General features: G+C 36.4%; 24 protein-coding genes. 3 read left to right on the forward strand and 21 right to left on the reverse strand.

The annotated features are described in order from the left end of the window. The first annotated feature begins 548 nt into the window (after positions 1-548). Positions 549-1,448, forward strand: coding sequence for a YihY/virulence factor BrkB family protein (locus tag IL356_RS19655; RefSeq protein WP_121848578.1), 900 nt, complete (start codon positions 549-551; stop codon positions 1,446-1,448). Positions 1,449-1,482: 34 nt separating this feature from the next. On the opposite strand, the gene IL356_RS19660 is transcribed toward IL356_RS19655, so the two are convergent. Then, positions 1,483-2,442: an App1 family protein gene (locus tag IL356_RS19660; protein WP_121848577.1), complete on the reverse strand. Its 960-nt coding sequence runs from the start codon at positions 2,440-2,442 to the stop codon at positions 1,483-1,485. 63 nt (positions 2,443-2,505) lie between these two features. Here IL356_RS19660 and IL356_RS19665 point away from each other — a divergent pair, with 63 nt between their 5' ends. Then, on the forward strand, positions 2,506-3,369 hold the full coding sequence (locus IL356_RS19665; protein WP_121848576.1) for a diacylglycerol/lipid kinase family protein: 864 nt from the start codon (positions 2,506-2,508) through the stop codon (positions 3,367-3,369). A gap of 114 nt (positions 3,370-3,483) precedes the next feature. On the opposite strand, the gene IL356_RS19670 is transcribed toward IL356_RS19665, so the two are convergent. The 9 genes from IL356_RS19670 to IL356_RS19710 all read right to left on the reverse strand — a co-directional run bounded on the left by IL356_RS19670 (position 3,484) and on the right by IL356_RS19710 (position 14,441). Then, a complete protein-coding gene (locus tag IL356_RS19670) occupies positions 3,484-3,681 on the reverse strand; it encodes a hypothetical protein (RefSeq protein WP_162987867.1) in 198 nt (65 codons plus the stop codon). Positions 3,682-3,989: 308 nt separating this feature from the next. Beyond that, entirely contained in the window at positions 3,990-4,145 is a 156-nt protein-coding gene (locus IL356_RS19675) for a lmo0937 family membrane protein (protein ID WP_121848575.1), read from the reverse strand. Between the two features lie 74 nt (positions 4,146-4,219). Beyond that, positions 4,220-5,257: an AI-2E family transporter gene (locus IL356_RS19680; protein WP_121848574.1), complete on the reverse strand. Its 1,038-nt coding sequence runs from the start codon at positions 5,255-5,257 to the stop codon at positions 4,220-4,222. Between the two features lie 240 nt (positions 5,258-5,497). Next, positions 5,498-5,944 (reverse strand): response regulator, encoded by a 447-nt coding sequence (locus IL356_RS19685; protein WP_121848573.1) that lies wholly within the window; start codon positions 5,942-5,944, stop codon positions 5,498-5,500. Positions 5,945-6,083: 139 nt separating this feature from the next. Next, entirely contained in the window at positions 6,084-8,585 is a 2,502-nt protein-coding gene (locus tag IL356_RS19690; RefSeq protein WP_162987866.1) for a PAS domain-containing protein, read from the reverse strand. A gap of 20 nt (positions 8,586-8,605) precedes the next feature. Next, complete coding sequence (locus IL356_RS19695; RefSeq protein WP_121848571.1) at positions 8,606-9,043, reverse strand: response regulator; 438 nt, start codon at positions 9,041-9,043, stop codon at positions 8,606-8,608. 353 nt (positions 9,044-9,396) lie between these two features. Then, positions 9,397-10,176 (reverse strand): SOS response-associated peptidase, encoded by a 780-nt coding sequence (locus IL356_RS19700; protein ID WP_121848570.1) that lies wholly within the window; start codon positions 10,174-10,176, stop codon positions 9,397-9,399. Positions 10,177-10,205: 29 nt separating this feature from the next. Continuing rightward, positions 10,206-13,226 carry a DNA polymerase III subunit alpha gene (locus IL356_RS19705; protein WP_121848569.1) on the reverse strand — a complete coding sequence of 1,007 codons (3,021 nt, stop codon included), beginning with the start codon at positions 13,224-13,226 and terminating at the stop codon, positions 10,206-10,208. 3 nt (positions 13,227-13,229) lie between these two features. Then, positions 13,230-14,441 (reverse strand): DNA polymerase Y family protein, encoded by a 1,212-nt coding sequence (locus tag IL356_RS19710; protein WP_121848568.1) that lies wholly within the window; start codon positions 14,439-14,441, stop codon positions 13,230-13,232. Positions 14,442-14,497: 56 nt separating this feature from the next. On the opposite strand from IL356_RS19710, the gene IL356_RS19715 reads away from it, so the two are divergent. Next, positions 14,498-15,271, forward strand: a complete 774-nt coding sequence (locus IL356_RS19715; protein ID WP_121848567.1) for an XRE family transcriptional regulator — start codon at positions 14,498-14,500, stop codon at positions 15,269-15,271. Between the two features lie 57 nt (positions 15,272-15,328). Here the strand turns inward: IL356_RS19715 and IL356_RS19720 are convergent, their stop codons facing one another. The 11 genes from IL356_RS19720 to IL356_RS19765 form a co-directional block, all read right to left on the reverse strand. After that, entirely contained in the window at positions 15,329-15,772 is a 444-nt protein-coding gene (locus tag IL356_RS19720; RefSeq protein ID WP_121848566.1) for a BLUF domain-containing protein, read from the reverse strand. Between the two features lie 208 nt (positions 15,773-15,980). Next, entirely contained in the window at positions 15,981-16,115 is a 135-nt protein-coding gene (locus IL356_RS20265; RefSeq protein ID WP_262689318.1) for a hypothetical protein, read from the reverse strand. Between the two features lie 586 nt (positions 16,116-16,701). Then, positions 16,702-16,932 (reverse strand): BRCT domain-containing protein, encoded by a 231-nt coding sequence (locus IL356_RS19725; RefSeq protein ID WP_121848565.1) that lies wholly within the window; start codon positions 16,930-16,932, stop codon positions 16,702-16,704. A gap of 182 nt (positions 16,933-17,114) precedes the next feature. Beyond that, positions 17,115-17,459 carry a hypothetical protein gene (locus tag IL356_RS19730; protein ID WP_162987865.1) on the reverse strand — a complete coding sequence of 115 codons (345 nt, stop codon included), beginning with the start codon at positions 17,457-17,459 and terminating at the stop codon, positions 17,115-17,117. Positions 17,460-17,553: 94 nt separating this feature from the next. Further along, positions 17,554-17,712 carry a hypothetical protein gene (locus IL356_RS19735; protein WP_162987864.1) on the reverse strand — a complete coding sequence of 53 codons (159 nt, stop codon included), beginning with the start codon at positions 17,710-17,712 and terminating at the stop codon, positions 17,554-17,556. A 289-nt stretch (positions 17,713-18,001) separates the two neighbouring features. Continuing rightward, entirely contained in the window at positions 18,002-18,802 is an 801-nt protein-coding gene (locus tag IL356_RS19740; RefSeq protein WP_121848563.1) for a DUF4138 domain-containing protein, read from the reverse strand. A 16-nt stretch (positions 18,803-18,818) separates the two neighbouring features. Further along, positions 18,819-19,763, reverse strand: a complete 945-nt coding sequence (traM, locus tag IL356_RS19745; RefSeq protein WP_121848562.1) for a conjugative transposon protein TraM — start codon at positions 19,761-19,763, stop codon at positions 18,819-18,821. 25 nt (positions 19,764-19,788) lie between these two features. Beyond that, positions 19,789-20,424 carry a conjugal transfer protein TraK gene (locus IL356_RS19750; protein WP_121848561.1) on the reverse strand — a complete coding sequence of 212 codons (636 nt, stop codon included), beginning with the start codon at positions 20,422-20,424 and terminating at the stop codon, positions 19,789-19,791. Between the two features lies 1 nt (position 20,425). Then, entirely contained in the window at positions 20,426-21,244 is an 819-nt protein-coding gene (locus IL356_RS19755) for a hypothetical protein (protein WP_121848560.1), read from the reverse strand. Positions 21,245-21,256: 12 nt separating this feature from the next. Further along, complete coding sequence (locus tag IL356_RS19760) at positions 21,257-21,859, reverse strand: conjugal transfer protein (protein WP_121848559.1); 603 nt, start codon at positions 21,857-21,859, stop codon at positions 21,257-21,259. After that, positions 21,846-24,266: a TraG family conjugative transposon ATPase gene (locus IL356_RS19765; protein ID WP_121848558.1), complete on the reverse strand. Its 2,421-nt coding sequence runs from the start codon at positions 24,264-24,266 to the stop codon at positions 21,846-21,848. The genes IL356_RS19760 and IL356_RS19765 overlap by 14 nt, the downstream gene beginning before the upstream one ends. Positions 24,267-24,468: the final 202 nt, after the last annotated feature.

The following is a 24,468-nucleotide window of genomic DNA, read 5'->3' on the forward strand; positions in this document are numbered from 1 at the left end:
TCGATTAAAAAATACCGTTTATCGAACAATCTATAACAAATTTGAAATTATATTGATTATAGGTTTTACGATTTATGATACAAATAACTAATTGATTAAAGTTTCTATAAATTTTGACCAACTAATTATACAATTGTTATTTGCCTGCGGTAGAATTTTAAGTTTAGATAAATCTAATGAAGACATTGATGATGATTATGGCAGCTATTTAAGTTAATTGTATGACATTGGAGCTCTTCAGAAAAGACGAAATACTCGTATTATATAAGTTCCATTAAGGAAATCGGGAATTCTAAAGATCGTGGGTTGGAACATACTCAGGTATGGAATATAGCAGGCCTGGAAAGTACTAACACAAATAACCTAACAAGTTTCTAATACACGAAAATACTCCATATGATTAGAAGATTAATATACGATCTAAAAGATGCTAAAGAATATTAGTAATAATTATCAAGCAAAATTCTACTAGCGATTACTACTTATGTCTTCAATACGGCAGCAATTTATCCGGGATTATTTAGGGCAAAGTAGAGCGCACATATAACATGGTTAAGGAAAATTCGACATTTGAGGTAAAGCATATTCCCTCCCTATTGAAGGAGACCTATATTGCGTGGAACAATGATAATCCGTTCCGGTTAAGCGCCGTTGTTGCCTATTATGCAATTCTTTCATTACCCGCGCTCTTAGTAATAATTGTTAATTTAGTCGGAACATTTACAAGTCCCGAATCTATACAAGACATTTTGACTAGTGAATTCTCCGAAGCATTGGGAAAGGATTCGGCCGAGGCTATTCAAGTTATGTTAGATGAAACTGAAAATAAAAAAAGGAATCTTATATCAACTATCATTGGATTAGGTACCTTAATTTTCGGGGCCACTGGAATGTTTTACCAACTGCAAATCTCACTTAATGATATCTGGCAAGTAGAACCCGATCCTAAAGCAAAATGGTGGAAACTAGTTTTCGACCGCGCTCGAAGTTTTGCATTTATATTAGTTATTGGATTTCTCTTATTAATTAGCTTTGTTGCTACAGCTGCATTGTCGGCTCTCAACGATTATATAAAGTCGAGTTTTCCAGATATGGTGCTCACTCTTGCACAGTTATTTGATATTCTTTTCTCGCTTGGAATTATAAGTCTCCTCTTTGCACTAATGTTCAAATTTCTTCCAGACGCTAAGGTAGAATGGAAAACTGTTTGGATTGGAGCTTTCATCACATCTATTCTATTCTTACTTGGTAAGTTAATACTCGGATATTATTTTGGACAAGCAAATCCTGGCTCTACTTATGGAGCTGCTGGAACTATTGTGCTTATTTTATTGTGGGTTTCTTACTCCTGTTTAATATTACTCTTTGGTGCAAAATTTACTTTCGTTTATGCCAATCGTTATGGCCAAGGCATCAGGCCAATGCCTCTGGCCCGTAAAAAGGCCTAAGCAATCAATAAATTCATCATTTCGCATGGTTTAATTAAGCCAAAAGCTTAGTACTATGTTCTATGGCAATTGAACTATCTTTAAAATAGAGTGTTTCGACTCCCATCGTTTCTATGTTAGATAAAGTTTTAACTGAATTAACCTTAGGTTTCAACCCAGTTTGTCTTAGGTAAACGATAGATATGTTTAAAGGGAACAATTTAACTATGCGTTCATAAATATAGGGATCCTGTTGAGTGTCGTCGCCAATTAAAATAAACTTCAATTCAGGATAGAATTCAATAATGTGCTTAATTTTATGAAACTTATGATCATGGTTACCGCCTCCACTTCGCAGAAAATCTAATAATCCCGTTTTCAATTTTTTCAATTTAAACACGGCTTTTGGAAACTCATTCAAGTCGGTAAATTCATTGATAAAATTATATAAGTTCCATTCACTACTGGAAACATAAAAAAAAGCATTAGATCCCATATTTTTCTTTCTTCCAGCATTGCTTAAAATTCGATAATGTTGTAAAACATCCGTAAAAATTTTCCGCCTATGAATATTTTGAGTCAATAAGACGTAAATCTTTTTAAATAAGCTTCTCGTATGGGAAATCAAAAAAGTATCGTCAATATCTGAAATTAGACCGTATTCTCCTGGATAAGGTTTAATAAATTCTACTTTCTCGGTAATTATCTTTCCTTCTATTTCAGCCTGTAATTCTGCCAAGTGCCATCCGGCAGATAAATTATAAGAATAGGGTATAGAAAAACGGAAATAACCATCCTTCAAGGTTTTAGTCTGTACCTCGATGCCATTGAGTTTTAATACAATGGAATGATTGGAAAAAGGCTGTAATTTAAACATTTTAAAGATCTCGACAGCATGTCTAATCTTCCGTCCCTGAAAATCATATCCAATTTCCGGCCGACTGTATAGATGTCCAAATATTATTATTTCTTGCTCATTGGCATATCCTTTATACGTTTGCAAAACAATGGCCATGTTCGCCTATAATTTATGCTTAAATTTAAATGTAGGTAATAAAATTACTACCTAAAAATTCACATGAAGAAAGTTTTGATGATTGTCAATCCAATATCTGGAAATATTGACAAGTTTCCCATAATTAAACAAGTTCAACATTTACTTCATCAAAAGGTCGAATTATGCATATTTACAACCTCAGGTGATGGAGATATTAGATTGCTGGAATTAAGGATTCAAGAATTTGGACCTGACCGGCTTCTGGTCGTAGGTGGTGATGGAACAATTAAATTAGCTGCTGAAGCGGGATATAAAAAAATGATGGAAATAGGTATATTACCTATGGGTTCTGCAAACGGATTAGCAACCGATTTAGACATTCCTAAATCTTTAGAACAAGCTTTGCAAGTGGCATTAGGAAAGAATTTAATGGCAGTAGACGTCATTGAAATTGCAGATAGCATAGGATTACATATAAGCGACATCGGAATTAATGCTGAATTAATTGCAAACTTTAGTCAAAATAAGATTCGAGGACATTTTGGATATTTTTTAAATACCATACCAACCTTACTTCGAACTAAGGCACCATATAAATTCTCAGTCTCTGCAAATAATAAAACTCTCCATTTCAAAGCCATTATGGTGGCAATTGCTAACAGTAAAAAATTTGGCACCGGCACAATAATAAATCCAGAAGGAAAAATAAATGATGGAGAAATAGAAATCATAATATTTAAAAAACTAGATATTGTCAACATTTTAAAAACTATAGGTGGTGAGGTTAAACTCAATTCTGATTTTGTAGAAATTATAAAAACCAAAGAGGTCACCATTAAGGCAGAGAGACCGGTTGATTTTCAAATAGATGGCGAGCACTTTGGACAAACATCAAATATATATGCATGTGTGAAACCTGGAGCAATTAAAATTGCCATACCCTAGCTGGTAAATTGATTTCAGAAAACGGTTGAAAGGACTTACTTCCGATTTTTTTTGTACAGGCTCCATTCGAAAAATAAGGGAAGGAAATCTAAGGATCAACCAAAAGTTGTTTAATTAATTAGAGAATGAAGGAAATAATATAGTGGCAATTATAATTATCAAGATTATAGAAACAACTATTACGGTGATGAGTGGAAATCTCGATTTGGTAGATTCCGTAGTCTGATTTCTAACTCCAATGTCATCTCGTTGTTTTGTTTCCATTGGGGCACTTTCACTGGCTTTACTGCTACTCTCTTTCATTTTTCTCATGACTTTCCGAATTATTTTCTATTGGTATTTTAATTAATTGGTTGCCTATAGATGAGCTTTAAGATACTCTATTAAATTTTGCTAGGTTTGAGAAAGAATTACTATACACCCTTACGAACAGAATCTAATTATCGAAGCGGTAAAAAGAATGAATTCAAATCCTATTATAACCGCAATAAACAGTTTATATAATTTTGAGGCATGCATATTCTGGGGGAAACTCATAATAAATGTGGAATTCGATTATAGTTCAAGTGGAAAGAAAAGATTTGCCGGGAACTCTACGCAGAATTCCCAGCTTTAGCATGTTATACCTTTCTTCCAGTTAGCAAATTGTAGATTAACAGGATGACGGCTATGACCAAAATGGCATGGATTATACCCCCAACATCGGGAAACATTGTAAAGCCCAATAACCATGCAATCACCAATATGACAATAATAGTCCAGATAGCACTTTTCATAATTTAAGAAGTTTTATTGATTAGATTTGCAATGTAAATAGCAATCTAAGTAAGCGTTGCCGCAAATAATTTAATTACGGACTTGTTTGATTTTCTCTATCCCAACTGGTCACCCAATAAGATTTTCGATAGATTTCCCACATGATAAACAAGGTATTAATCAGTATGGGTCCAATAATTACACCTACAATTCCCAGCAGGGGAATACCGATAATAACACCAATTAGGGTCTGTAAGGGATGTATATTGTCATAACTTTTTAAGAAAAGTATTCTTATCAAATTATCAATCGTTGAAATTACCAATAGACCGTATAAAAGAGTTGTCCATGCCAAAATCTCTTTACCCGAACCGAGCAAGAGTAGGAATAGCGGTACGAAACCCAATGACGAACCTATAAAAGGAACAATAGAGGCAAAACCTATAATTACCGACCAAAAAAATACATCACCCACCCCTATAAACATCAATCCGATAAAAGCTACGATACTTTGAGCCAATGCCGTTATCGGTATGGCCCAAAAATTCGAACGAATCTTTTTACGTGCTGGAATCATCACTCTTTTAATGTCCGCTTCCGAAAACGGAAGATACTTTTCCAATAAGTCCGAGGCATCGGATTTGGTCAATAATAAATAGTATAGCGTAAGTACCATCAGCAGCATACCGACTAACGCTACCAATAGATTTGCCATTATCACTTCTAAGCTACTTTCAAAAAAATTAGTAATCATGTCTTGACCTAGGTGCCATTCGAAATCCTCATCGACATACTTCTGGATAAGAAATACCAGTTTATCAAGAGCCGAGGAAATCTGTACCATACCCTTAACGGCTTTATCCATTCGCGTCCACAACATTCCAAACAGAAAAATCGGTGGTATAATAATCGACATAGTGGTTAGTATTGTTAAAACCCCTGCCGCCAGTTTAGGACGAAGGCCAATTTCAATAAGAGGTTCCATTTTTTCTTCCAAAAGAATATAAAACACAAACGCCGCTAAACAACCTGATATGAACGGTACCAGATGCCATCCTATCAAGATTCCTCCCAAAATAATGAGAGAAAGAAGGAACAACTGTTTCAGATAGGAACTTTCGAGTATGGGCATGGCCGAAATAGATTCAGCCTAAATTAAATAAAGGAGTAATATTAGAGATGCTTTTTAGTTTTAAATAGTATTGGATTAGATATAATTGTCCCACTATTCTATTTCACAGTATCTTTCTGCTACCATTGGTTATAATATTAGCAATAAAAATGCAAAATTAGTTATAGACCACAATCTGCAGTGAGCAATAATATGATATATCCCTTTTTTCAAAAAGTTTACATACAGTTGGTAAGATAATCAGTCATTGTTCAAGAGGAAGCGGTCCTTCGGAAGAGGTTTAAAACTATTACTAGTAGCGATTTTTAAGGTCTTACCTAACAGCGCAGTTAACTTCCCAAAACTTGAGGGCTTTGAAATATATCCGTGAGCTCCATTCATATAGGCATTTTCAATATCCGCTTCAGAAGTAGAGGTGGAATAGATTGCGACAAAAATCTTATCAAGACCTAATGAGTTACGTAGTTTTTTCAAAACTTCGATTCCAGAAATAACAGGCATGTTAAGATCCAGAAAAATCAAAGTGCTCACCGATTGGTCCAACCTGTCAAGCTTTTTTAAGAAGTCACTACCGTCTTCACAGAGAAGAAGCTCGGCCTGCAATTTCAGAGCATCGAAGGCCTCTGCAAATAATTCGCGGTCATCCGGATCATCATCCACCAAAATTATTCTTTGTTTCGCATTCATTTCGCTGGAGTAAGATTAACCTTATTAATAGCCTTGCAAGATAGCTATAATATCCGGATAAATAGTTCTAAATAAAATTTGTCTACAATCATCTAACTTTTTATGAATCAAACATATGATATCAAATTGATTAAAATCATTATTCCATAGGCAAATAAAGGGTGAAAGAAGCTCCATTTCCAACTTTACTGGAGGCCACAATCGCACCATTATGAGCCAGAACGATTTTTTTTACAATGGCTAACCCTATACCGGTACCTCCATACTTCGTCTTGTGATGTGATCTTTGGAAAACCTCAAAAATTTTATTTTCCATTCCAGATGGAAAACCTATCCCATTATCGGTGACCTGAATTTTTGCGTAGCTCAAATTTCTATTCAATTCCAGTTTATTTATTTCTCTCGAACTACATTTAAAATACGATACTTGAATTTTGGGAATTTCATTTTCTTTAGAAAACTTGAGGGAGTTACCGATAAGGTTATCAAAAACTTGCCGTAACTGAAATGGCACCCCAATAACTATCGGCAGTCTGTCGTATTTTACCTCGGCCTTTTTTATATCAATATACTCGGATCTATCTTCAATAATTTGATTCAGAATAGTATTTAAATCTACGGCTTCAAACTTGAAACTATTGTCATCGGCTCTGGAGAAGGCCAGCAAATCATCAATCAACGAACGCATTCGCTTGGCTGATTCTGTAATTTTATGAAAATATCCCTTTCCTTTATCTGATAGACTATCACCCTCCCGTTCCATGATTCGAGAGGTGAACATTTGAATTTTCCGTAAAGGCTCCTGTAGATCGTGACTAGAGACATATGCAAATGATTCTAATTCATCATTTGCTTTCTCTAATTGCTTAATTGATTTTTCTAAATCTGCATTAGCCTTGTTTAATAAATGAGTTCGTTGTTCTACCTGATTCTCTAATTCTTTTGAAAAATGAATTAATTTCTGCCTGGCATAGTATTCGTTAGATACATCTGTAACGGTTATCATAACTCCGGAAACCGAGCCATCGATTTCCCTCAAAGGCAGATATACATAATTCACGTAAAAGGTATTCTGCTGACCATTGATATTTACTATAGCTTGTGAATTATAATCACGGGTCGACTTACCAGTTCTTATTACGTCTTTTAAAATCTCAATATATTTCTGGCCCTCTAATTCTGGAAATACATCAATTAATCTTTTTCCCGCAATTTCCTTCCATGCCTTACCCCAAAAGTGACTAAGCATTTTATTATTGGCCATTTCGATTCGTAAATCGCTACCTCGAAATATGGCTTTTGCCACAGGAGATTGTAATACTAAATTTTTAAACTGTGTTTCTTTTTCCTTTAAATCATTCTGAGCTACTACATAATCAGTGACCTCGTTAGTAATTAGCATTATTTCCAGTAAATCATCGGATTCTCCATTTATTGGATGTAAAATAAAATTGAAATAGGCCTGTTCAATTTTACCATTTCTTTTTACTGGCATTAAAAACTCCTTACCGCGAACCGATTCTCGACTTTTAAATAATTCATTAAAAAGTGGACTTACCCTCTCCTCAATACCTGGAAATAAGCTGTAAAGTTTTTTTCCAACTAACTGATGGGGTTTTTTATTTATAAAATTTAAGAAAGTCGGATTAGCCATTTCCACAACTAATTGGGGCCCTTTAAACATAGCTATCCCGGTAGGAGCATTCCGTACTATATTTTCGAATCTTTCCTTTTCAGTTTTAATTTGGAGATTGGCATACCTAAGTTGCTCAGCGGCTTTTTCTTGTTCTGTTACATCTTGAAGTATACCATTGAATCGATAGGCTTCACCTGCCTCATTAAACCAGGAACGACCCAAGGCCCTAACTATCTTAATTTCTTTGGTGGTCTTGTTCTCTATTGAATATACAACATCATATTTTCCATCATTTTCTCCATTTAAAGCTTTCTGGATCTTACTTTCGACACGTTGCCTGTCTTGTGGTAGAATAGCATTCAAGGCAATTGGCAAATCAATTTCCATCTTATTAGATATGCCAAACCAATCCTTAAGCCTTTTATTCCCTTGAAACTTATGGGTTTTTGGGTTATAATCCCAAGTGCCAAGCTCAGCGGCATCAACCGAAAATTTTAATAAATCTTCGCTCTCTTCTAACCTTTTCAGGTTAAGGACAGCATTCGTTGTTTCGGAGCAAGTGACGAGTACACCATTGATTTTTTCGTCGTCACCCATTAAGGCACTATAGCTAAAGGTCCAATAGACATTTTCTATTCTACCATTTCGATTTATTGGAATCAATTGATTTTCTCTAAAAATGGGGTTACCGGTAGATAGCACCTCTCTAATCATTGGCTCTATAGTATGCCAAATTTCCGGCCAGGCGTTCTTGGCTTTTTCACCGATAATTGAAGGATGTTTACCTTCTGTACCTAGACTTGGTCGATATGCATCATTATAGAAGCAGTATAAATCACTTTCCCACCATATAAATTTTGGAAATGCAGATTTAAGCATATTGCTTAAGGAAATCTTTAAAGACAAAGGCCAAGTTTCAGGTTTCCCCAATTTATGAGTAGTCCAGTCTTTGGCAGCTATTAGAGTAGCCATTTCTCCCCCACCTTGAAGAAATGATGGGAGCATATCATGTTCCGTATGTGTCATCACATTTCCCTAAATACAAATTCTAAATTTCCCTGACCTTTCCCATTTATATTTAAAACATTTGTTATGCATAACTCCAACATAGATTTTAGCTGTTGAAATGAAGATGGTTTTTGCAAATATTGATTTGCTCCGGATTCAGATAACCTTTTGGCAATGCTGTCCACAATTATTGTAGAATAAACAATTACAGGAATATCTAGCAACCTCTTTTCTCTGCGAATTCTTAGTAGACAATCTGCACCATTTAAAACCGGCATGTTGAAATCCATAAATATGAGATGCGGAATTGGATGACCAGCCCCTAAATATTCGAATAAATCCAAACCATTTGCGAATGTATCAATTTCAGTTTGGAATGGGAGTTCACTTATGGCATCCTCGAAAAGGTCACGATCATCTTCATCATCATCAATCAGGAAAATTTTATATCTCATTAATTATATAAGAATAGCATGGTCAAACGATTGTACAATTTATAAATTTCTTTAAAGAAGCAAAAAGTCATTTATATCATTCTCACGAGAGGATGAAGAAATCAAATATTAGATTAAAACTTTTAATAATCTAAAATCCACTACTCAAATACTAGTTAAGCAACTGGTAATTTTCTAGCAACTAGACCTTAAGATTCATCCGGGTTGAAATGAATGTATGCAAGCAGAACTAAGAATATCAAGCGGGAATTTCTTTTCCGAATAGCGCTTGATACGCATCAACTTTTTTTTAAACTTTAACAAAATGAGATGAAGCTATTATATTTCTAAATCTATTCAGATTCAAAAATTAGTTAAAATAATTCAGTCTGCGAGAGCTCAGGATAGTCTACCTTATTTGTAATCTCAGCAACATTACCCTTATATGCCTTACCTCTTAGTCTGTCCACCGTATAAGCTTCCATTTCCTCATCCGGGTAAGGTCCAATGAGCTCGCTTATCGCTTTTTCTGCCAATTCTTCATCGTATTCACCTAACCACTTATCTTGAAGTTCATCGGGTAAGATTAATGGCATTCGCGGTTCTTCAGAAGCCGCAGGATTATTGTGGATTTTTTCCATCATTTCATTGGCCGTGGTCGTTACTATGGTAAAGGTACTTTGGGTCTCTCCACTTTCTTCATCCGTCCATTCACGCCAAAGACCTGCCAATACCATGGGTTGACTACCTTTTCTAAAAATGAAATGCGGGTATGTATTGTTATTGAAATGTCTATGTTCATAAAACCCATCAATTGGAATAAGACACCTTCTACTTTTGGCGGAAGACTTAAAGGATTTTAAATCAAATATAGTTTCACCCCTGGCATTCAAAGTTTTGTTCCACGCCCCATACAACTGTTTTTTATTCTTGACCCAGTAAGGTGCCAACCCCCATTGTGAAATGGTCGGTTCATAGGGATTTTCATTGGTGTATATCAATAATCTGGGATGCTTGAAACCAGTTACATGGTAATAAGGAAAATCGGCGACCTCCTTTATTCGCTCCTTAATATCCTTGAGCACTTCTTTATTACCTTCTCTATTGGCCCTTTTGAGCTGTGTATCTAAATGGACCCGAACATCGTAGCACATAACCTAATTTGTTTACTACAAGATAATCATTAGCTTTTGATTTCCTTTCGTTTAGCAGATTTAAGCTTAAAAAAGTCTTCGTACTTGGGCTCATCCGAACTTCGGGGATCCGGTTTAAGATGCAATTTTTTAGTCCATATGACATCCATACTGAAGTGGCCAAATTCTTCCGTAATTTTTCCATAACACGCATATATGCCCCTACCTAGAATTTGATATTTTTCCACAACACCTGGAAAATGTACAGCATCAAAATAGTCTCCCTCTTGATCAATAAAGGTGCTTAAACGCATTCTTTTCCCTTGGCTAGTCGTATGAAATCGCGTGTTCACCACATTGCCATAAAGTAACATTTCCTTCCCTGAGAATCCCGCCATATCCTTCGCTAATGCTTCGGAAAGCAATTTTTCGGATATCAAATCGAAATAATCACACAAGGGAAAACCCAACAATTCCATTTCGTCATAGGCATCCTCCAGCCATCCTTGATTAAACGACGGCAATACAAATTTTCTATGGTCAGGCCTGAATAATTGGGGATGGGCCGAGCGCTTACCTAGCGCATTCAATTTAAAGGCAGCCTCCCAAAGCAATTCAGGTTTACTTTTTCCAGTAAATCGAAATGCGCCAATACGTACCAAAATAGTTAGCTGTTCTAAGCTCACGGTTACACGATCCACAAAATCATCCAAGGACTCGAACCTACCGTAAAGTTGACGTTCGGTCAGCAGTCTTTGAACTAATAAGGTTTCAAGATTTTTCAAATACCCAAAACCGAGATAAATATTCTTACCCTTGATACAATTGGCATGATCACTGTGATTGATACAGGGGGCGTGAATGATACCCCCACACATTCGGGCCTCATGAATATAGTGTTCGCTACTATAAAAACCGCCGCCGTTATTAAGTACGGCTACCATAAACTCCAATGGAAAATAATGTTTAAGGTAAAGACTCTGATAGCTCTCTACTGCATAACTAGCCGAATGCCCTTTAGCAAAAGCATAACCCGCAAAACTCGAAATCTGCTCCCAAACTTCATTGATGATTTCCTCTGAATAACCTCTTTCCATGCAATTGGAACGGAATTTTAACTCGACCGCTTGAAATTCTTCCCTAGAACGAAACTTTCCGCTCATCCCCCTCCGCAATACATCGGCCTCCCCAAGATCCAAACCGGCAAATTCATGGGCTACTTTCAGAACATCTTCTTGATAGACCATAACACCATACGTCTCAGGCATAATCTGAGCCAATATTGGATGCGCTTCTTTACGTCGTTCGGGTTCACGATGTCTGCGGATGAACTCCGTTTTCATCCCTGAGGAAGAAACTCCAGGACGGATGACCGAACTGGCCGCTACCAAACTCAAATAGTCCCTTACCTTTAGTTTTTTCATCAAACCTCGCATGGCCGGAGACTCTACATAATAGACTCCAATAGCTTTACCTTGCGCTAACAGGTTATTCAAATTATCGTCTTTCTTAAACTTCTCAATTTGAGAAATGTCGATTTCAGGTAAATCTGGCCGGTTTTCCTTTACGATTTCAATCGCCTCCTTAATTTTTGCTAGGCCTCGTTGTCCCAATATATCAAACTTAAATATTCCAGCATCTTCAGCAATGATCATATCGAATTGTACGGTAGGAAATCCTTTTGGGGGCAAATCGGTGGCCGAATAAAAGTGTATAGGCCTCTCAAGAATAAGAATTCCTGCAGAATGAACGCTTAAATGATTGGGCATGCCTTGTATGAGCGAACCATATTTTAATACCAAGCGATGTATTTCCTCCATTTTAGACCTATTAAAACTCCCATCACTTAATTGATCGATATCACTTTTGGGGAGTCCGAAAACTTTTCCCAACTCCCTAACGGTAGCCCGATATTTAAAGGTATTGTAGGTTGCCAAAAGAGCTGCATTAGGGTGTTTTTTGAATATATAGTCAGTGATATCATCACGATCTTTCCAGCTAAAATCGATATCAAAGTCAGGAGGTGATGCCCTAAATGGGTTAATGAATCGTTCAAAATATAGGTCCAACTCAATGGGGTCAACATCGGTAATGCCGATGATATAGGCTACAATACTATTGGCGCCACTCCCCCGCCCAACATGAAAATAGCCCTTATTTTTTGCATAGGTAATGATATCGTGATTGATTAAAAAATAGGAAACAAAATCCATCTCCTGAATGACCTTTAACTCCCTTTGGAGCCGTGCCCTTACTTGATTATTGGCATCAGGGTAACGCGAAGGCAAGCCCTCTTGGCATAGGTTCTTTAGGGTATTAAAATCGCTTTCTTTTGACTTTCCAAAAACCTGTAAGTTTTGGGACACTCTTTTGGCTCCAAACTGAAAGTCTATAGAACATTGCGATAATAGACGCCGTGTATTTTCCCAAATACCGGGTATATGGGCGTATGTGTTCGATAGCTCCTCTAAAGGTAACATCCGTTCAGAGGGTCGTCCTTCCTCCGTAGTTTGTAATTTGCTTAGTAAGGTATTATTATCAATGGCACGAAGAAGACGGTGGGCGTTGAAATCACGCTTATTGCGAAATGTCACAGGTTGTTGTACCACCCATTTTTCAAAGGCCTCGCGATAGGGAGAAAAAGGTAGTCTTCTCAGATTTTCAATGGATATGCCTATATATTCATAAGTACGAAAAGTTGTTTTTTGCAATAGCATCAACTGTTCAAAAGGGTAGATGATAAAAACGTTCTCGAATTCTGGGGCTACTTCGGGTAGTGGCTTTGATTGATGTGAGTGAATGGATAAAAATGAATTAAGTTCCCTAAACCCATCATTGTTTTTGGCTATGCCCAGATACAATTGTTTCGCCCCATTTCTAAAATCAATCCCGACCATGGGTCTGATACCAAACTCAGGCGCTTTTCGAATAAAATTTAGACAAGCCGAGGTGTTATTGATATCGGTCAATACCAGTTCCTTCAATCCACAACCTTTCCCTAACTGGAGCAGATCCAATTCGGAGAAGGTTCCAAAGCGCAAGGAATAATATGTATGACAGTTAAGGTACATCTCTTATTGCGTTCTATGTGCCAAAACCATAGGTGGTTCACCATTAAAGGCATTATAAAATCTACCTATGGACTTTGCTCCCATCGAGGAAGCTCTCATGACAGTCTTTTCTCCGAATCTTCTTCGGATATGGTCCATTGCCCCGTATAGGTTGAGCATTTCCTCGGTATCATCAAAAAGATTGATTTGGTAGTTACCGGAAACCAAATCGCTCATTCGCACCCCCACCAAGCGCAGTAGCAACCGTCTTTGGTACAATTGTTCAAAAAGCTCCAATACTTTCGGAATCAGAATATGATCCGCACTGGTATAGGGTATTTTAACCTGTTTGGTATAGGTATTGAAATCAGCGTATCTAATCTTAATGGAAATACAGGAGGTCAACTTATCCCCGTTTCGTAAGGCAAAGCCTAAATTCTCGGCCATGGCCGTTAAAGTCGTTCGCAGCTTGACCATGTCCGTTGTATTCCAAAAGGTTCTTTCCGTTGATATGGACTTTCGTTCGTGATACTGTATCAATGGGGGTCTATCCATCCCATTGGCCCGACGCCATATCACCTGACCATTTTTGCCAAAGGCGCTGATCATCATTTCCTCGGGCATATCCTGAATAGTCTTCACCTTAAAGACACCCATGTTTTTAAGGGACTGAAATGTTTTTTCGCCTATGGAAGGTATTTTATGTACCGAAAGGGGGGCCAGGAACGATTTCTCCAAACCAAATTCTATCTTCATTTGGTTATTGGGTTTCGCCTCGTTGGTAGCCACTTTTGAGGTTATCTTATTCGAGGATAAGCCAAAAGAAATAGGCAGCCCCGTCTCCTTCATGATTCTATGCCGGAGTTCTGTTGCATATTTATAACAACCAAAGAATTTATCCATTCCTGATAAATCGGCATAGAACTCATCTACACTGGCCTTTTCAAATAAAGGAACCTGTTCTTTTATGATATCGGTGACTTCTTGAGAGAATTTGGTATACGTACTGGCATTTCCACGGATGACATATGCCTCTGGACAAAGTTGCTTGGCCAATTTCATGGCCATACCTGACCGCACGCCAAACTTTCGTGTTTCATAGCTACAGGCCGAGACAACACCACGATTGCCTGTACCACCTACTAACACAGGCCGCTTCAAGAGTTTGGAGTCCAATCGCCTTTCACAGGACACAAAAAAAGTATCTAAATCGAGATGTAGAATATTGCTTTCCATAGGACCGACAAAATTAACTACAATTTGTAGTCGCTATTGCTTATATTTGTAGTATTATGAATTTCATTTCAAAGAACATCCGTCATTTAAGAGATTTAAAAGGACTTTCCCAGGAGCAGTTGGCCGAAGAATTGGGCATTACCCGATCAAATTTGGGCTCTAAGGAAGAGGGTCGCTCTCAGCCCAATCTAGATTTACTGATTTCGATTTCTAATTACTTTCGGATTCCTGTAGACATTCTTATCAAAAAGGATTTAACGAAGGCCAAGGATTTTTCATTTATCGAATTGGGCAATCAAAGGGTATTGTTTCCCATTATGGTAGATTCCGAAAATGAAGATTTGATTGAGGTTGTACCAGTGAAAACTTCTGCCGGTTACTTAGCAGGATATGATGATCCCGAATATATAGAGCAATTGGCCAAAATTAAACTTCCTTTTCTACCCACCGGCAAGCACAGGGCCTTTCCCATAAAGGGCGATTCCATGTTACCTATGAAAGATGGTGCCTTTGTTATAGGAAAATTTGTGGAGAACAGAAGCGATATTGTAGATGGCAAAACCTATATCCTACTTACCTTAAACAACGGAATGGTTTACAAAAGGGTGTACAACCGGATTCATATGAACAACACACTACAATTAGTTTCTGATAATAGCGCCTATGAACCTTATGAAGTAGCTATAGACGAAGTTTTGGAACTATGGGAATTCACTTGTAGTATCAATACGCAGGAATATTCAGCAGAAGAACTAAAACTTAGCAGCATTGTTCAAATGTTCAACAGCTTAGGCGTTGAATTGGAAGCTTTGAAAAAGATGATTGGTTGAGCACTTGTGATTTAGATTACTATATGTGTGAACACTCCACCAAGGGAGAATCTACCATTATAAATCATGTTTGGAGGGAGGAATGGATAGAAGGTATTTCATTTTCTTCCAGAAAAGAATAGCCGTCACATTGGTAGGTCGACTTAAGTCCGCCAACAGCATTAAGTTTCTCTTGAACTGTTCAAATTCAGGAAGTCCCATTTTATCCTCATCAATAGGATAATAGGCCATACCCCAATCCGGGAAGTTTCGTTCGTTGATATCGTCCTTGCTGAATAAACTGACTTTAGTATGCCGAGAATCCTTTTTGATATTCTCGTAAAGTTCTTTTACCTTATCTTCAGGACCCTCCAATATCTGTATAAATCTTTGGGAATAATACATAAGGCAGCCGGTAATTCCATTTTCAGAATTGAACTGTCGAGCCGTTTTTAAAATGTTTTCGATATCCTCATTTGTAATAGTGGGATTAGCCTGGGACTCGTAAGTAAGTGTAAACATGTAGCAGAATTTGGGCTAAAATTACCTACCTATATTTATAAGAGTAGCCACACATGAATAAAATTGCAGCATAATTCAAGCATTAAATTATTTGAATTTGCTATAAGAAGATTTTATACTTCAGAAAATATCAGAGGATAGCACTTAATATGGCATTCCCGGCGCTTCAATATAATCTTTTCAGTCAAGGAAAAAAACTTCCAAAATGCTACTTTTTTTTTGACTGTTTTTTATAATTAGCATTCCCTAATTTAAGAATGGCATCCAGGGTACCTAATAACCCTAGAGAAACATTGGGTTCTATTTTTTTCTTTTTTTTTCGGTGGATGCCTTTCTTCTTCATCTACACATAAATTTTCAGCTGAATGCCATATGAAAGAGATCTTGCAAGAATAATCCTTAGCATATCGAGGGGGTTATCCGATTTTTTCATAAATGTAAAAAATACTTTAGAAGTATTATTGCAAGCCAAAGTTAAAGTATGATTTTCGTAGAGTTATTCAAAAAATGAGGTGCTGAATTCAAATAAGAAAAGGCCAGATGAATCTGACCTTCCATTAATCAGCTAAAAGATAAAATCCTCATATTAGGTCCAAGCTCCCCAGCGAAACCTAATAAATGCTACTCTTTTAGATAATTACTCATGTCCACTAAATTCAAAAGGTCAGAATTAACCTGACCTTTTGTGTGGGGATAATTTATACCTAAACCAGCTAATCTTTAAAACTGCACAGAATTAAATCACTAAATGCTAGAAAGGTTATAATGAAACGCCTCCTAACCTGCATTATTTTATGATTATTATCCTTTCTTTTAATCCAACCTCTGTAAAATTTTACCATAAATTTCACTGAAAGTTTCAGTAATGGTAAATTAATAATTATAATTAATCAACTTTTAAGCTCTATATCAAGAGATTATACTTAAATTCAACTAGATAGATGTTGTAGTAAAATATCCGAATTGATGATCATAACATCCATCTGTTTTGCTAATTCAACATCTCCTTTCTCATAATCACTTCCGATAAAAAGTATATCCAAATTGATATTTATTTGATTTTGGAGAATGGCACCGCGTACCTTTAATTCTTCTTTCGTCCAAGGGTCAAAATTTCCTGATAAAAAAATCTTTTTTCCATTTAGATAATTGTCCCTCATCACCTTATAAGTATAGATTTAGTAAACAACCTGTGGTCTCGCATAATAAACTATTGCAATATCGCCAAACTATGTTTTATAATCCTGTACTTTAAGGAGCCTTTACCACGACATTGCTTTTGGGCTGTGATTCCAAACTAAAAATAGAGATAGATAAAACATACAATTTGCCTTATAATCAATTATTTATGATAATATTTTTGCCCATAGGACTTTATTTTACTCTTGGCTATTTTCATATCGCGTTGTAACCGAATCATCAATAATTTTCGGAAGTACCAGATAACCAAGAGGGACAACAATGAACTTCCTATAGCATACCACTCCAAATAATTATCATCTACAATCCTATGATCTTTAAAAACAAAATATAGTTGTAAAAAGTAGCAGTAAAATGGAATGATTAGAATGATATTGAACCAACGAATGGCCAATGCTGTCAGTAGCAATAAAGGAGAAATAGTTTGAGATATCAACCAGATATAAAAAGAGAAATCCATCCCTATGGCTTCAAATTTCTGTAACATTCCAAACTGAATATCAAAATGTAAAAAAACCTTGTCCAAATAGAGCACTAATCCGGACAAGGCAACTAATATATAACTAACTAAGGATGAAATTCTAATTATCCCCGGGTCGTTTCTTTCCTTTGGAAAGATCAACGCTTTCAATTTGATAACTTGGATTTTTCTGATCATCTATGACTCCTTCTTCAATACTATCTGCTGTACATGAAGAAAAAAGAATCATCAAAAAAATTGTAAAAATTAAATTTTTCATAATCTACTAATTTATGGTTAAAAACCTGAAAATTAGAGATTTTACTTATTCTTTTTCTAAGTATTGAAAAGGCTTTATTAAAAAGTTGTTCAAACAAAGTTATCATTACGAAGGACAAATGGTGCGAGAACAACCCCATAAATTCTGGGGTTTTTCTATGTCCAATGGAATTCTATTGGAAATGATTAAATGGAGTTTGCAATGTAATCATATTCATTACAATCATTATTGGTGGATGTAGAGGTGTGCTACCGAGTTCAAAAAACACTTGGCTAAAGGCTACCATTTCCTAATTGGAATAAATTAAATCTATCTTTCGGTTACCTTTCTCTTCCCTAATGGCAATAGAAATTTTCTCATTTGAATTGGGAACAAACTTATTCAATACCAAAACAAATCTACTGGCTTGCCCTGAAAATAATACGCGCGGAAGCTTGTGGCTATATTGTATCTCTTTCGTTAATTTTTGAAAAGAAGCGCTTTTCTTTTTATTACCATTTATAATCGATACCCTAATATCGTTAATTTCAAAAGGTATATTGGAATTATTTGAGAACTCACAAACGAGATAAACGTCTGGTCCATTGTAGACAATTTTCTCCAACTGTAACTTAATTCCATTCATTCGGTTAATAGCTATTGATTGTTGGGCCAAACTCAATAAATATTCTGATGCGCGACCATAGTAAGTAGCATCTAAAGGTCCTTTGTCGTTTACGTCTCCATTTTTAATTAATGGGGAAATTCCTTCCTCATGCCCAATTCTTTCATTCTCTGTAAAAAAGTAATTCAACAAAGTTAATTCTTTAGAGTACTTTAAGTAATAGGAATACACACTACCATCCTTTGTAACCACCAATAAATTACTCAGGGGGCCCGGAAATGATTGGAGTGTACCAAAATATTGTTCTCTTTCACGATTATAGGTGAAGATAAAGCGAGAATGGCCAGTAATAGCCTGACGGATTGGACTTGGAAAAAAGAGCGTAAGTATTTGGTTCTCATTAGCGTAAAGTGTATCTAGTTCTTTTTGGGCAAACCCCTTACTTATCCAAAAAAAGACCATTGACAATAAAATATAATTTTTCATAGAATGATTTTAGTCATTATCGAGAAGGACCCAATAAAAATTGATAGTTATCTAGGACAAGTACTTTAATAGCCCGATGGTTTCGTTGAAATACTTTCTTCAAACTGTTAACTGGCGGGACACCAGCAATATTAAAATCATCAACCATATCACCTATAATCTCATTGGTAACCTCCTCCTTTATTTGATTTTCAACATAAATTCCCTCACTTCCATCCTGAAAGTCATAGGCCTTTAATTCGACGGAGCGATGATTAATCTTATTTATATCAACTATGACTCTATTAGGCTTAAAACTTATGAAACCATAAATGGGTGTATTTTTCTCTACGATTTCGCCGTCAATAATTGCATCTTTGACCAAGCGCATTTTCAGACGATAGTTTTTTCGAATTTTTTGGTTACCGTCTACTCGAACTATAATTTTTTCAGTGTCGTTTGATAATCCCTTCTCAACAAGGATCCTGGGATTAGAGGAGAAAAACAGTTGATGTTCTAGACCCAATTCTTGACCCGCTACATTAATATCTTTCGAATTATTGTTAGATGGTGTATTTTGAATCATAGTATCGTTGTTCTTTCTCAACAAAATACTGGAATTGGTATCCGTTGCTATTTTTCTTTCACTTTGGAATAGGCTTTGGTTATAAATACTATCTATAAGGCGATGCTTCTCGTATTGTATGTAGTCTGGATTGATGTAGCCCTTTTCATCTACCATATGTTCCGGATATAATGAAGGAACATTTTTTATGCGAGGTTCTTTTAATTCCTCAATAGCTTCTAATTTAGATTCATATTGTTTCTGTTCATCGACTAATTTAGGAGTCAAAACTTCAGTTGAATTGCTCATCTCTTTACCTTCATTCTTAACGTTGCTATAATAATAACCCCCTATGAACAACAACACTGTTGCTAATCCTAAGTAGAAGACCACTCGTTTCTTGTCCAATCTCATCATAACCTTATCTTTTTAGTTTTCATGACTACCTAGAATTAAGTTCTTCAGTGTAATTTTTTTCTAGTTTCCTCAGGGATTTCTCAAAAAACTCGGTGATTAACAACCCATGGGTATTGTTGGGAAAGTTTCTATCTACATGTATCAGCTTACCTGAGGTAATCAATTCATAGGCATCTGTAACCTTACCTCGATTTATTTCCAATACTATTCGGGTCCTAAAGGAATAAGGTTCCTCCTTCAAATCAATTTGAGATTCTATTCGACTCGTTTTTTGAACTAAGGAATATTGTAACAATCGATTATAGAATCCTTCCGCCTTTTTTTGACGGTATAGCTCATCTACCGAACTATTCCCTAACCATAGTGCCTTTTCCAGTTTTTGTTGGTAATTAGAAGCGTCCAGACCGTAGAAATAATTATGGAACAACTGTAAATGTGCCAGTGCCTCCACCTCCAAATTCTCTTTTTGAGAAACCATTTTCAAGGGAATAACATTCCCCTCCGTATTCACTACAAAAGCCCTGTCCACAGTCTCCTTATGTAACTTCAGGACCATTAAAATGGAAAAGATGCAGGTCGAGGACGCTCCTATCACGCAAGACAGAACAATGAATCGATTCAGCTTGAGAATATTATAAATGTTCCTAAAAGGTGTCTTCATATTATGCCGAGAATAGTTTAAGGGTAAAAGAAATTGCTTTGCGGTAGAGCTTGAATTTTATCAACACTATAAAACCTATGGTTGCCACATCTATCAAGGGCGCAAAAAATGCACTTCCCCAATCTGTCCCAAAAAGACGATTCCAAAAATGTTGAGTCATCTCATTATATAAATGGTTGATAAATACGTTGACCAAAAAGAAGGCTGGGACTAACATGTAGACTCCGGCATACAGTTTAAAAAAATGGTAGGCCATATTCCGAAACTTCTCAAAAACAGCCATGCTGATGACCAAGGGGAAAAATGCCTGTAGAATACCTAAAAGGAAAAATCGCTCTGCAAGAAAAATGGGGTAGATAAAAAGATCCAATAGCCATAAAATGACTCCCCCTATGAAAGCTAACATTTTCAAACCATACAAGGGAGTGACCAAGGCTTCATATAGAATGGCCATCGCTTTTTTGGCGGCCTCCAACGCGCCTACTTCCTGTTCCAGGTCTACCTCTTGTAACTGTAAAGGAAGAAGCGCAGGGGCCGTATTCCTATATTGGCCTTCTATTGCCACTAGAATACCGTCAAAAGTTTCTAAAACTTGGGAGGAGAATAGGACTAAGATCACTACCACAAAATTCTTTAAAAGTTCCTGAGGTGTTAGACCCCACGTTTGACCTTCAACAGAAACCATCCCCTCATTATATTTTTTGATAATATTTACCAAAAAGAATAGAATGGCCAGGGCCTTCATTCCTGTCATGGTATATTGGGCAAAGTCACTATTCTTAATCGTTTGGAAAACCGTATCGACATATTCCAATCCCATCCCTACCCTCTTTTAATAATGTGCTAGGCGATTGTTAATTATATCCTGCATTCTACGGAAGGATATGATATCCCTATATCTTTGCGTTTTGGCCTCTATCTCTATCACCATTTCTTTGGATTCCAACTCTTTTTTCTTTAAAATAGCTGTTCGTTCTCCATCGGACATTTTCAGGTTATCACTGGATAGAATTTGATCAATATATTCCAATGAGGCTACCGAATTATCAATAATGTCATTAAAGGATTTGGTCACCCTTTCTACCTCATTGGCTTTGATATAAGGGGAATTTAAAATTTCACGTAAATCCTTTTGAACCAGTTCGTAAAGGCGTTGGTTATTATTGTATAGTTCTTTTACTGCATTCAATTGTTTGATGACATCATTAACTTTTTCTAAATTTTCTTTTTGCTGTTTTAGGAAACTAACCGTTTTCATCAAATTGGAAGTTTGTTTGCCAGATTCAACTAATTGCTTTACCAAACTGATAAAGTTGGTATTATCGTAAACCGGCATGCCTTGACTCCGTGCCTTTTCTGAATTTAGCATGGTCACAAGTATTAAAGACAGGATGACCAATGGCCTTTTTATTTGTTTTTTTTTAATCGTTTTCATAGGATCTATGTTGAATGTCAATAAACTCTCGTATTGCTGATTCCATACTATTGGATTTTTGATAGAGTTTCATAATGGCCTCACTTTCCTTTCCATCGGTTAAATAAGCAGCATATACTTCGGGCGGTACTTCCAAACGATAGATATTGCTCTGTTTACCTATTTTGATAAATATCTCGGTATACTTTCGTTCCCCTGTCAAATGGTTCCGAATGGATTTCAATTGATTCAAATCATGGTTGGAGAGATGAAGCCTATTTTTCAATTCATCGTAACCCTTTTCATTTCGAAGGCTATAGATTACTTGAGTATTTTCAAGAATACTTGCAGACGTAGAATTAACAGGTAATTGATTGATGGATTGTAATATGATACCAATAGCACCATTTTGTTTACGGATGGCTTGATAGTAAAATTCAACGCTTTCCAAAACGTTTCCCAACTTGAGTTGTTTGGCAAATTCATCAAACAAAATAATACCTCGTTCCGACCTATTCCTCCAAATGGTGCGTTGGATGGCAGATTTGATGAGCTTCAGCATTACGGACAATATTTCCTTATTATCCTTTACTTCATCCAACTCAAAAATGATAAGCCGTTTGTCCTCAATTTTATAGGTCTGATCTTGTTCTATATGAAACAAGTAACTATAGATGCCCCCATTAACATATTCCGATAGGATGTGTAAAAAATCATAAACGCTAAAATGCATTTCTTTTATCGCTAACAAATCAAGAAGTGTTGTTTTTCGTTCATCAACAAATTGATATAAAGAAGCCAGAGAGTGCCCAGTAAGTACATTTTCATAATAGAAGAGCAAGACTTTCTTCATGGCTACCTCTTGTGCTTTTGAAACCGTATTTTGCGCCAATAGTTCCATTACAAACACTGACAGGTCTTCCAACCGTTCTGGGGTAAGGTCTGCCTGACCGGAGATGTAAAATGGATTAATTCCTAAATTTTTACCCTGTTCATACCGAAGAATAATGTGCTGTTCGGGATAAAGTTTAGCGAATTTAGTATAGGAACCTCCCAAATCGATAATAACCAGTCGAACGTTTTGCTCAAAGTACTGCCTAAGTATATTGTTTGCCAAAAACGACTTTCCTTCCCCAGTCGGGGCAAAAATGGCAAAGTTACGTGCCTTAATTCGAACCTTATTTTCATCCCAAACATCCTTTAATACGGGTACATTATACTGCCGCTCATTGAAAATGATTCCCTGTGGATCGGATAGATAATTAGTATGGTTGATAAATAGACAAAGTGCATGTTTTAGATCGGTGACATAGAGGTCCTCATTCGAAAAATTAGAGGCGTGGCAGGGATACGAATTAAGAAAGTAGTGCTTGCGGTGCTCCCCCTTCGGATAATAAGGAACGATGTCTAACTCTTTCAACTCTGCCTTAATATTAGAAGCAATTCGTTTAAGTTCTTCGGACTCGGCATGCCAGAAGATGATGTTCAGATGTCCCCTGATTATTCGCGAGGTGTCATCTTCATTGATACGGTCCATGATGCGTTGAACTTTCTTAAGGACCACTTTATTTTGAGTTCCAAAATTGGAGCTTTTGGTTAATTCTTCTATTTTCTTCTCCAAAAGTTTACGCCATTTTTGTTTGTCATCCAGGTATAGGACCTGGTTAACCATATGGTTTTCTTTAATGTCTAATCCCAAGCCATCGATAAAACCTTGGTGGAAAGTAAATTCGTCGGAGGTGAATTTTTCGTTTGTTTTCGAACTCTGAACAGGTCCCCCAAAACAACCCTCATTGTTGATAACCATCATATCGAAGTAATGCTCTCCTATTTCAATGCTTTTCTTACCCAAAACTATATCGGTATCTAAATCATGATTAAAACCATTGAAATACTCATTAGTCATCCCCATAAATTGGGACGTACTCATAGGTTTCAATAGTAGTTTTCGACTATTGTTAATAAAGGAGATAACATCATTCACTGCAGTTACGAATTCAGCTACTTGGAGGTCCATTTTTCTGTGCAACCCTTTTTCTGATTTTTTGAAAGGATTCACATATTTTGATGCCTTTAGGGTCTTGTCCAATGGCAATGAAAAGTAGAGGTAACTTCTATGCCCTAAATACCTACGCCCTATAAAATAATTCCTTGTTGCCTTCTCTAAAAAGGATTTATTGGGAAGATTGGAACCCTCATAACCCAGATTTTGATAAATATCTTGTTTATGTACAACGGTTCCTGGGGGTAGAGTTTTCAATGCTTGAAACCAAGTACTGTGCAGTTCATCAAAGTCAGATTCCGATAGGGAATACACCTCCGGTAATTGGGCTTCATAACATAGTAAAACATTGCCATTACTAGCAAAAACCATATGGTCTTGGATATCCAATATGGGGTGAGAAGATTGGAGATTAATTTTCTTCATAGCTACTAAGACCTATTTTTTTATTACTGATGGTTGGAGGAAATGGTTCGTGTTGCAGCGTCAGATTCGGTCGACTTACTAAATAGATCAGAATAGCGTAGAACAGAATGTTCCAAAAAACCAAGGATAGGATAATAATGAAACCAAACGAAAATATGATGGCCAGGAGGGACCCTATTACCGAAATCATCATTAGAGCAAA

The sequence above is a fragment of the Euzebyella marina genome, assembly GCF_014855515.1.
In the GTDB taxonomy this organism is placed as follows: domain Bacteria; phylum Bacteroidota; class Bacteroidia; order Flavobacteriales; family Flavobacteriaceae; genus Euzebyella; species Euzebyella marina.

Bases quoted from the DNA above. Each gene is read 5' to 3' on its own strand.
- IL356_RS19750 (WP_121848561.1), bottom strand. From the start codon at position 20,424: ATGAAGACACCTTTTAGGAACATTTATAATATTCTCAAGCTGAATCGA.
- IL356_RS19695 (WP_121848571.1), bottom strand. From the start codon at position 9,043: ATGAGATATAAAATTTTCCTGATTGATGATGATGAAGATGATCGTGAC.
- traM (WP_121848562.1), bottom strand. From the start codon at position 19,763: ATGATGAGATTGGACAAGAAACGAGTGGTCTTCTACTTAGGATTAGCA.
- IL356_RS19730 (WP_162987865.1), bottom strand. From the start codon at position 17,459: ATGTTACAGAAATTTGAAGCCATAGGGATGGATTTCTCTTTTTATATC.
- IL356_RS19665 (WP_121848576.1), top strand. From the start codon at position 2,506: ATGAAGAAAGTTTTGATGATTGTCAATCCAATATCTGGAAATATTGAC.
- IL356_RS19760 (WP_121848559.1), bottom strand. From the start codon at position 21,859: ATGAAAACGATTAAAAAAAAACAAATAAAAAGGCCATTGGTCATCCTG.
- IL356_RS19740 (WP_121848563.1), bottom strand. From the start codon at position 18,802: ATGAAAAATTATATTTTATTGTCAATGGTCTTTTTTTGGATAAGTAAG.
- IL356_RS19710 (WP_121848568.1), bottom strand. From the start codon at position 14,441: ATGGAAAGCAATATTCTACATCTCGATTTAGATACTTTTTTTGTGTCC.
- IL356_RS19735 (WP_162987864.1), bottom strand. From the start codon at position 17,712: ATGAAAAATTTAATTTTTACAATTTTTTTGATGATTCTTTTTTCTTCA.
- IL356_RS19670 (WP_162987867.1), bottom strand. From the start codon at position 3,681: ATGAGAAAAATGAAAGAGAGTAGCAGTAAAGCCAGTGAAAGTGCCCCA.
- IL356_RS20265 (WP_262689318.1), bottom strand. From the start codon at position 16,115: ATGAAGAAGAAAGGCATCCACCGAAAAAAAAAGAAAAAAATAGAACCC.
- IL356_RS19725 (WP_121848565.1), bottom strand. From the start codon at position 16,932: ATGAGGGACAATTATCTAAATGGAAAAAAGATTTTTTTATCAGGAAAT.
- IL356_RS19765 (WP_121848558.1), bottom strand. From the start codon at position 24,266: ATGAAGAAAATTAATCTCCAATCTTCTCACCCCATATTGGATATCCAA.
- IL356_RS19700 (WP_121848570.1), bottom strand. From the start codon at position 10,176: ATGTGCTACGATGTTCGGGTCCATTTAGATACACAGCTCAAAAGGGCC.
- IL356_RS19685 (WP_121848573.1), bottom strand. From the start codon at position 5,944: ATGAATGCGAAACAAAGAATAATTTTGGTGGATGATGATCCGGATGAC.
- IL356_RS19690 (WP_162987866.1), bottom strand. From the start codon at position 8,585: ATGCTCCCATCATTTCTTCAAGGTGGGGGAGAAATGGCTACTCTAATA.
- IL356_RS19675 (WP_121848575.1), bottom strand. From the start codon at position 4,145: ATGAAAAGTGCTATCTGGACTATTATTGTCATATTGGTGATTGCATGG.
- IL356_RS19680 (WP_121848574.1), bottom strand. From the start codon at position 5,257: ATGCCCATACTCGAAAGTTCCTATCTGAAACAGTTGTTCCTTCTTTCT.
- IL356_RS19755 (WP_121848560.1), bottom strand. From the start codon at position 21,244: ATGGGATTGGAATATGTCGATACGGTTTTCCAAACGATTAAGAATAGT.
- IL356_RS19715 (WP_121848567.1), top strand. From the start codon at position 14,498: ATGAATTTCATTTCAAAGAACATCCGTCATTTAAGAGATTTAAAAGGA.
- IL356_RS19660 (WP_121848577.1), bottom strand. From the start codon at position 2,442: ATGGCCATTGTTTTGCAAACGTATAAAGGATATGCCAATGAGCAAGAA.
- IL356_RS19720 (WP_121848566.1), bottom strand. From the start codon at position 15,772: ATGTTTACACTTACTTACGAGTCCCAGGCTAATCCCACTATTACAAAT.
- IL356_RS19705 (WP_121848569.1), bottom strand. From the start codon at position 13,226: ATGTACCTTAACTGTCATACATATTATTCCTTGCGCTTTGGAACCTTC.
- IL356_RS19655 (WP_121848578.1), top strand. From the start codon at position 549: ATGGTTAAGGAAAATTCGACATTTGAGGTAAAGCATATTCCCTCCCTA.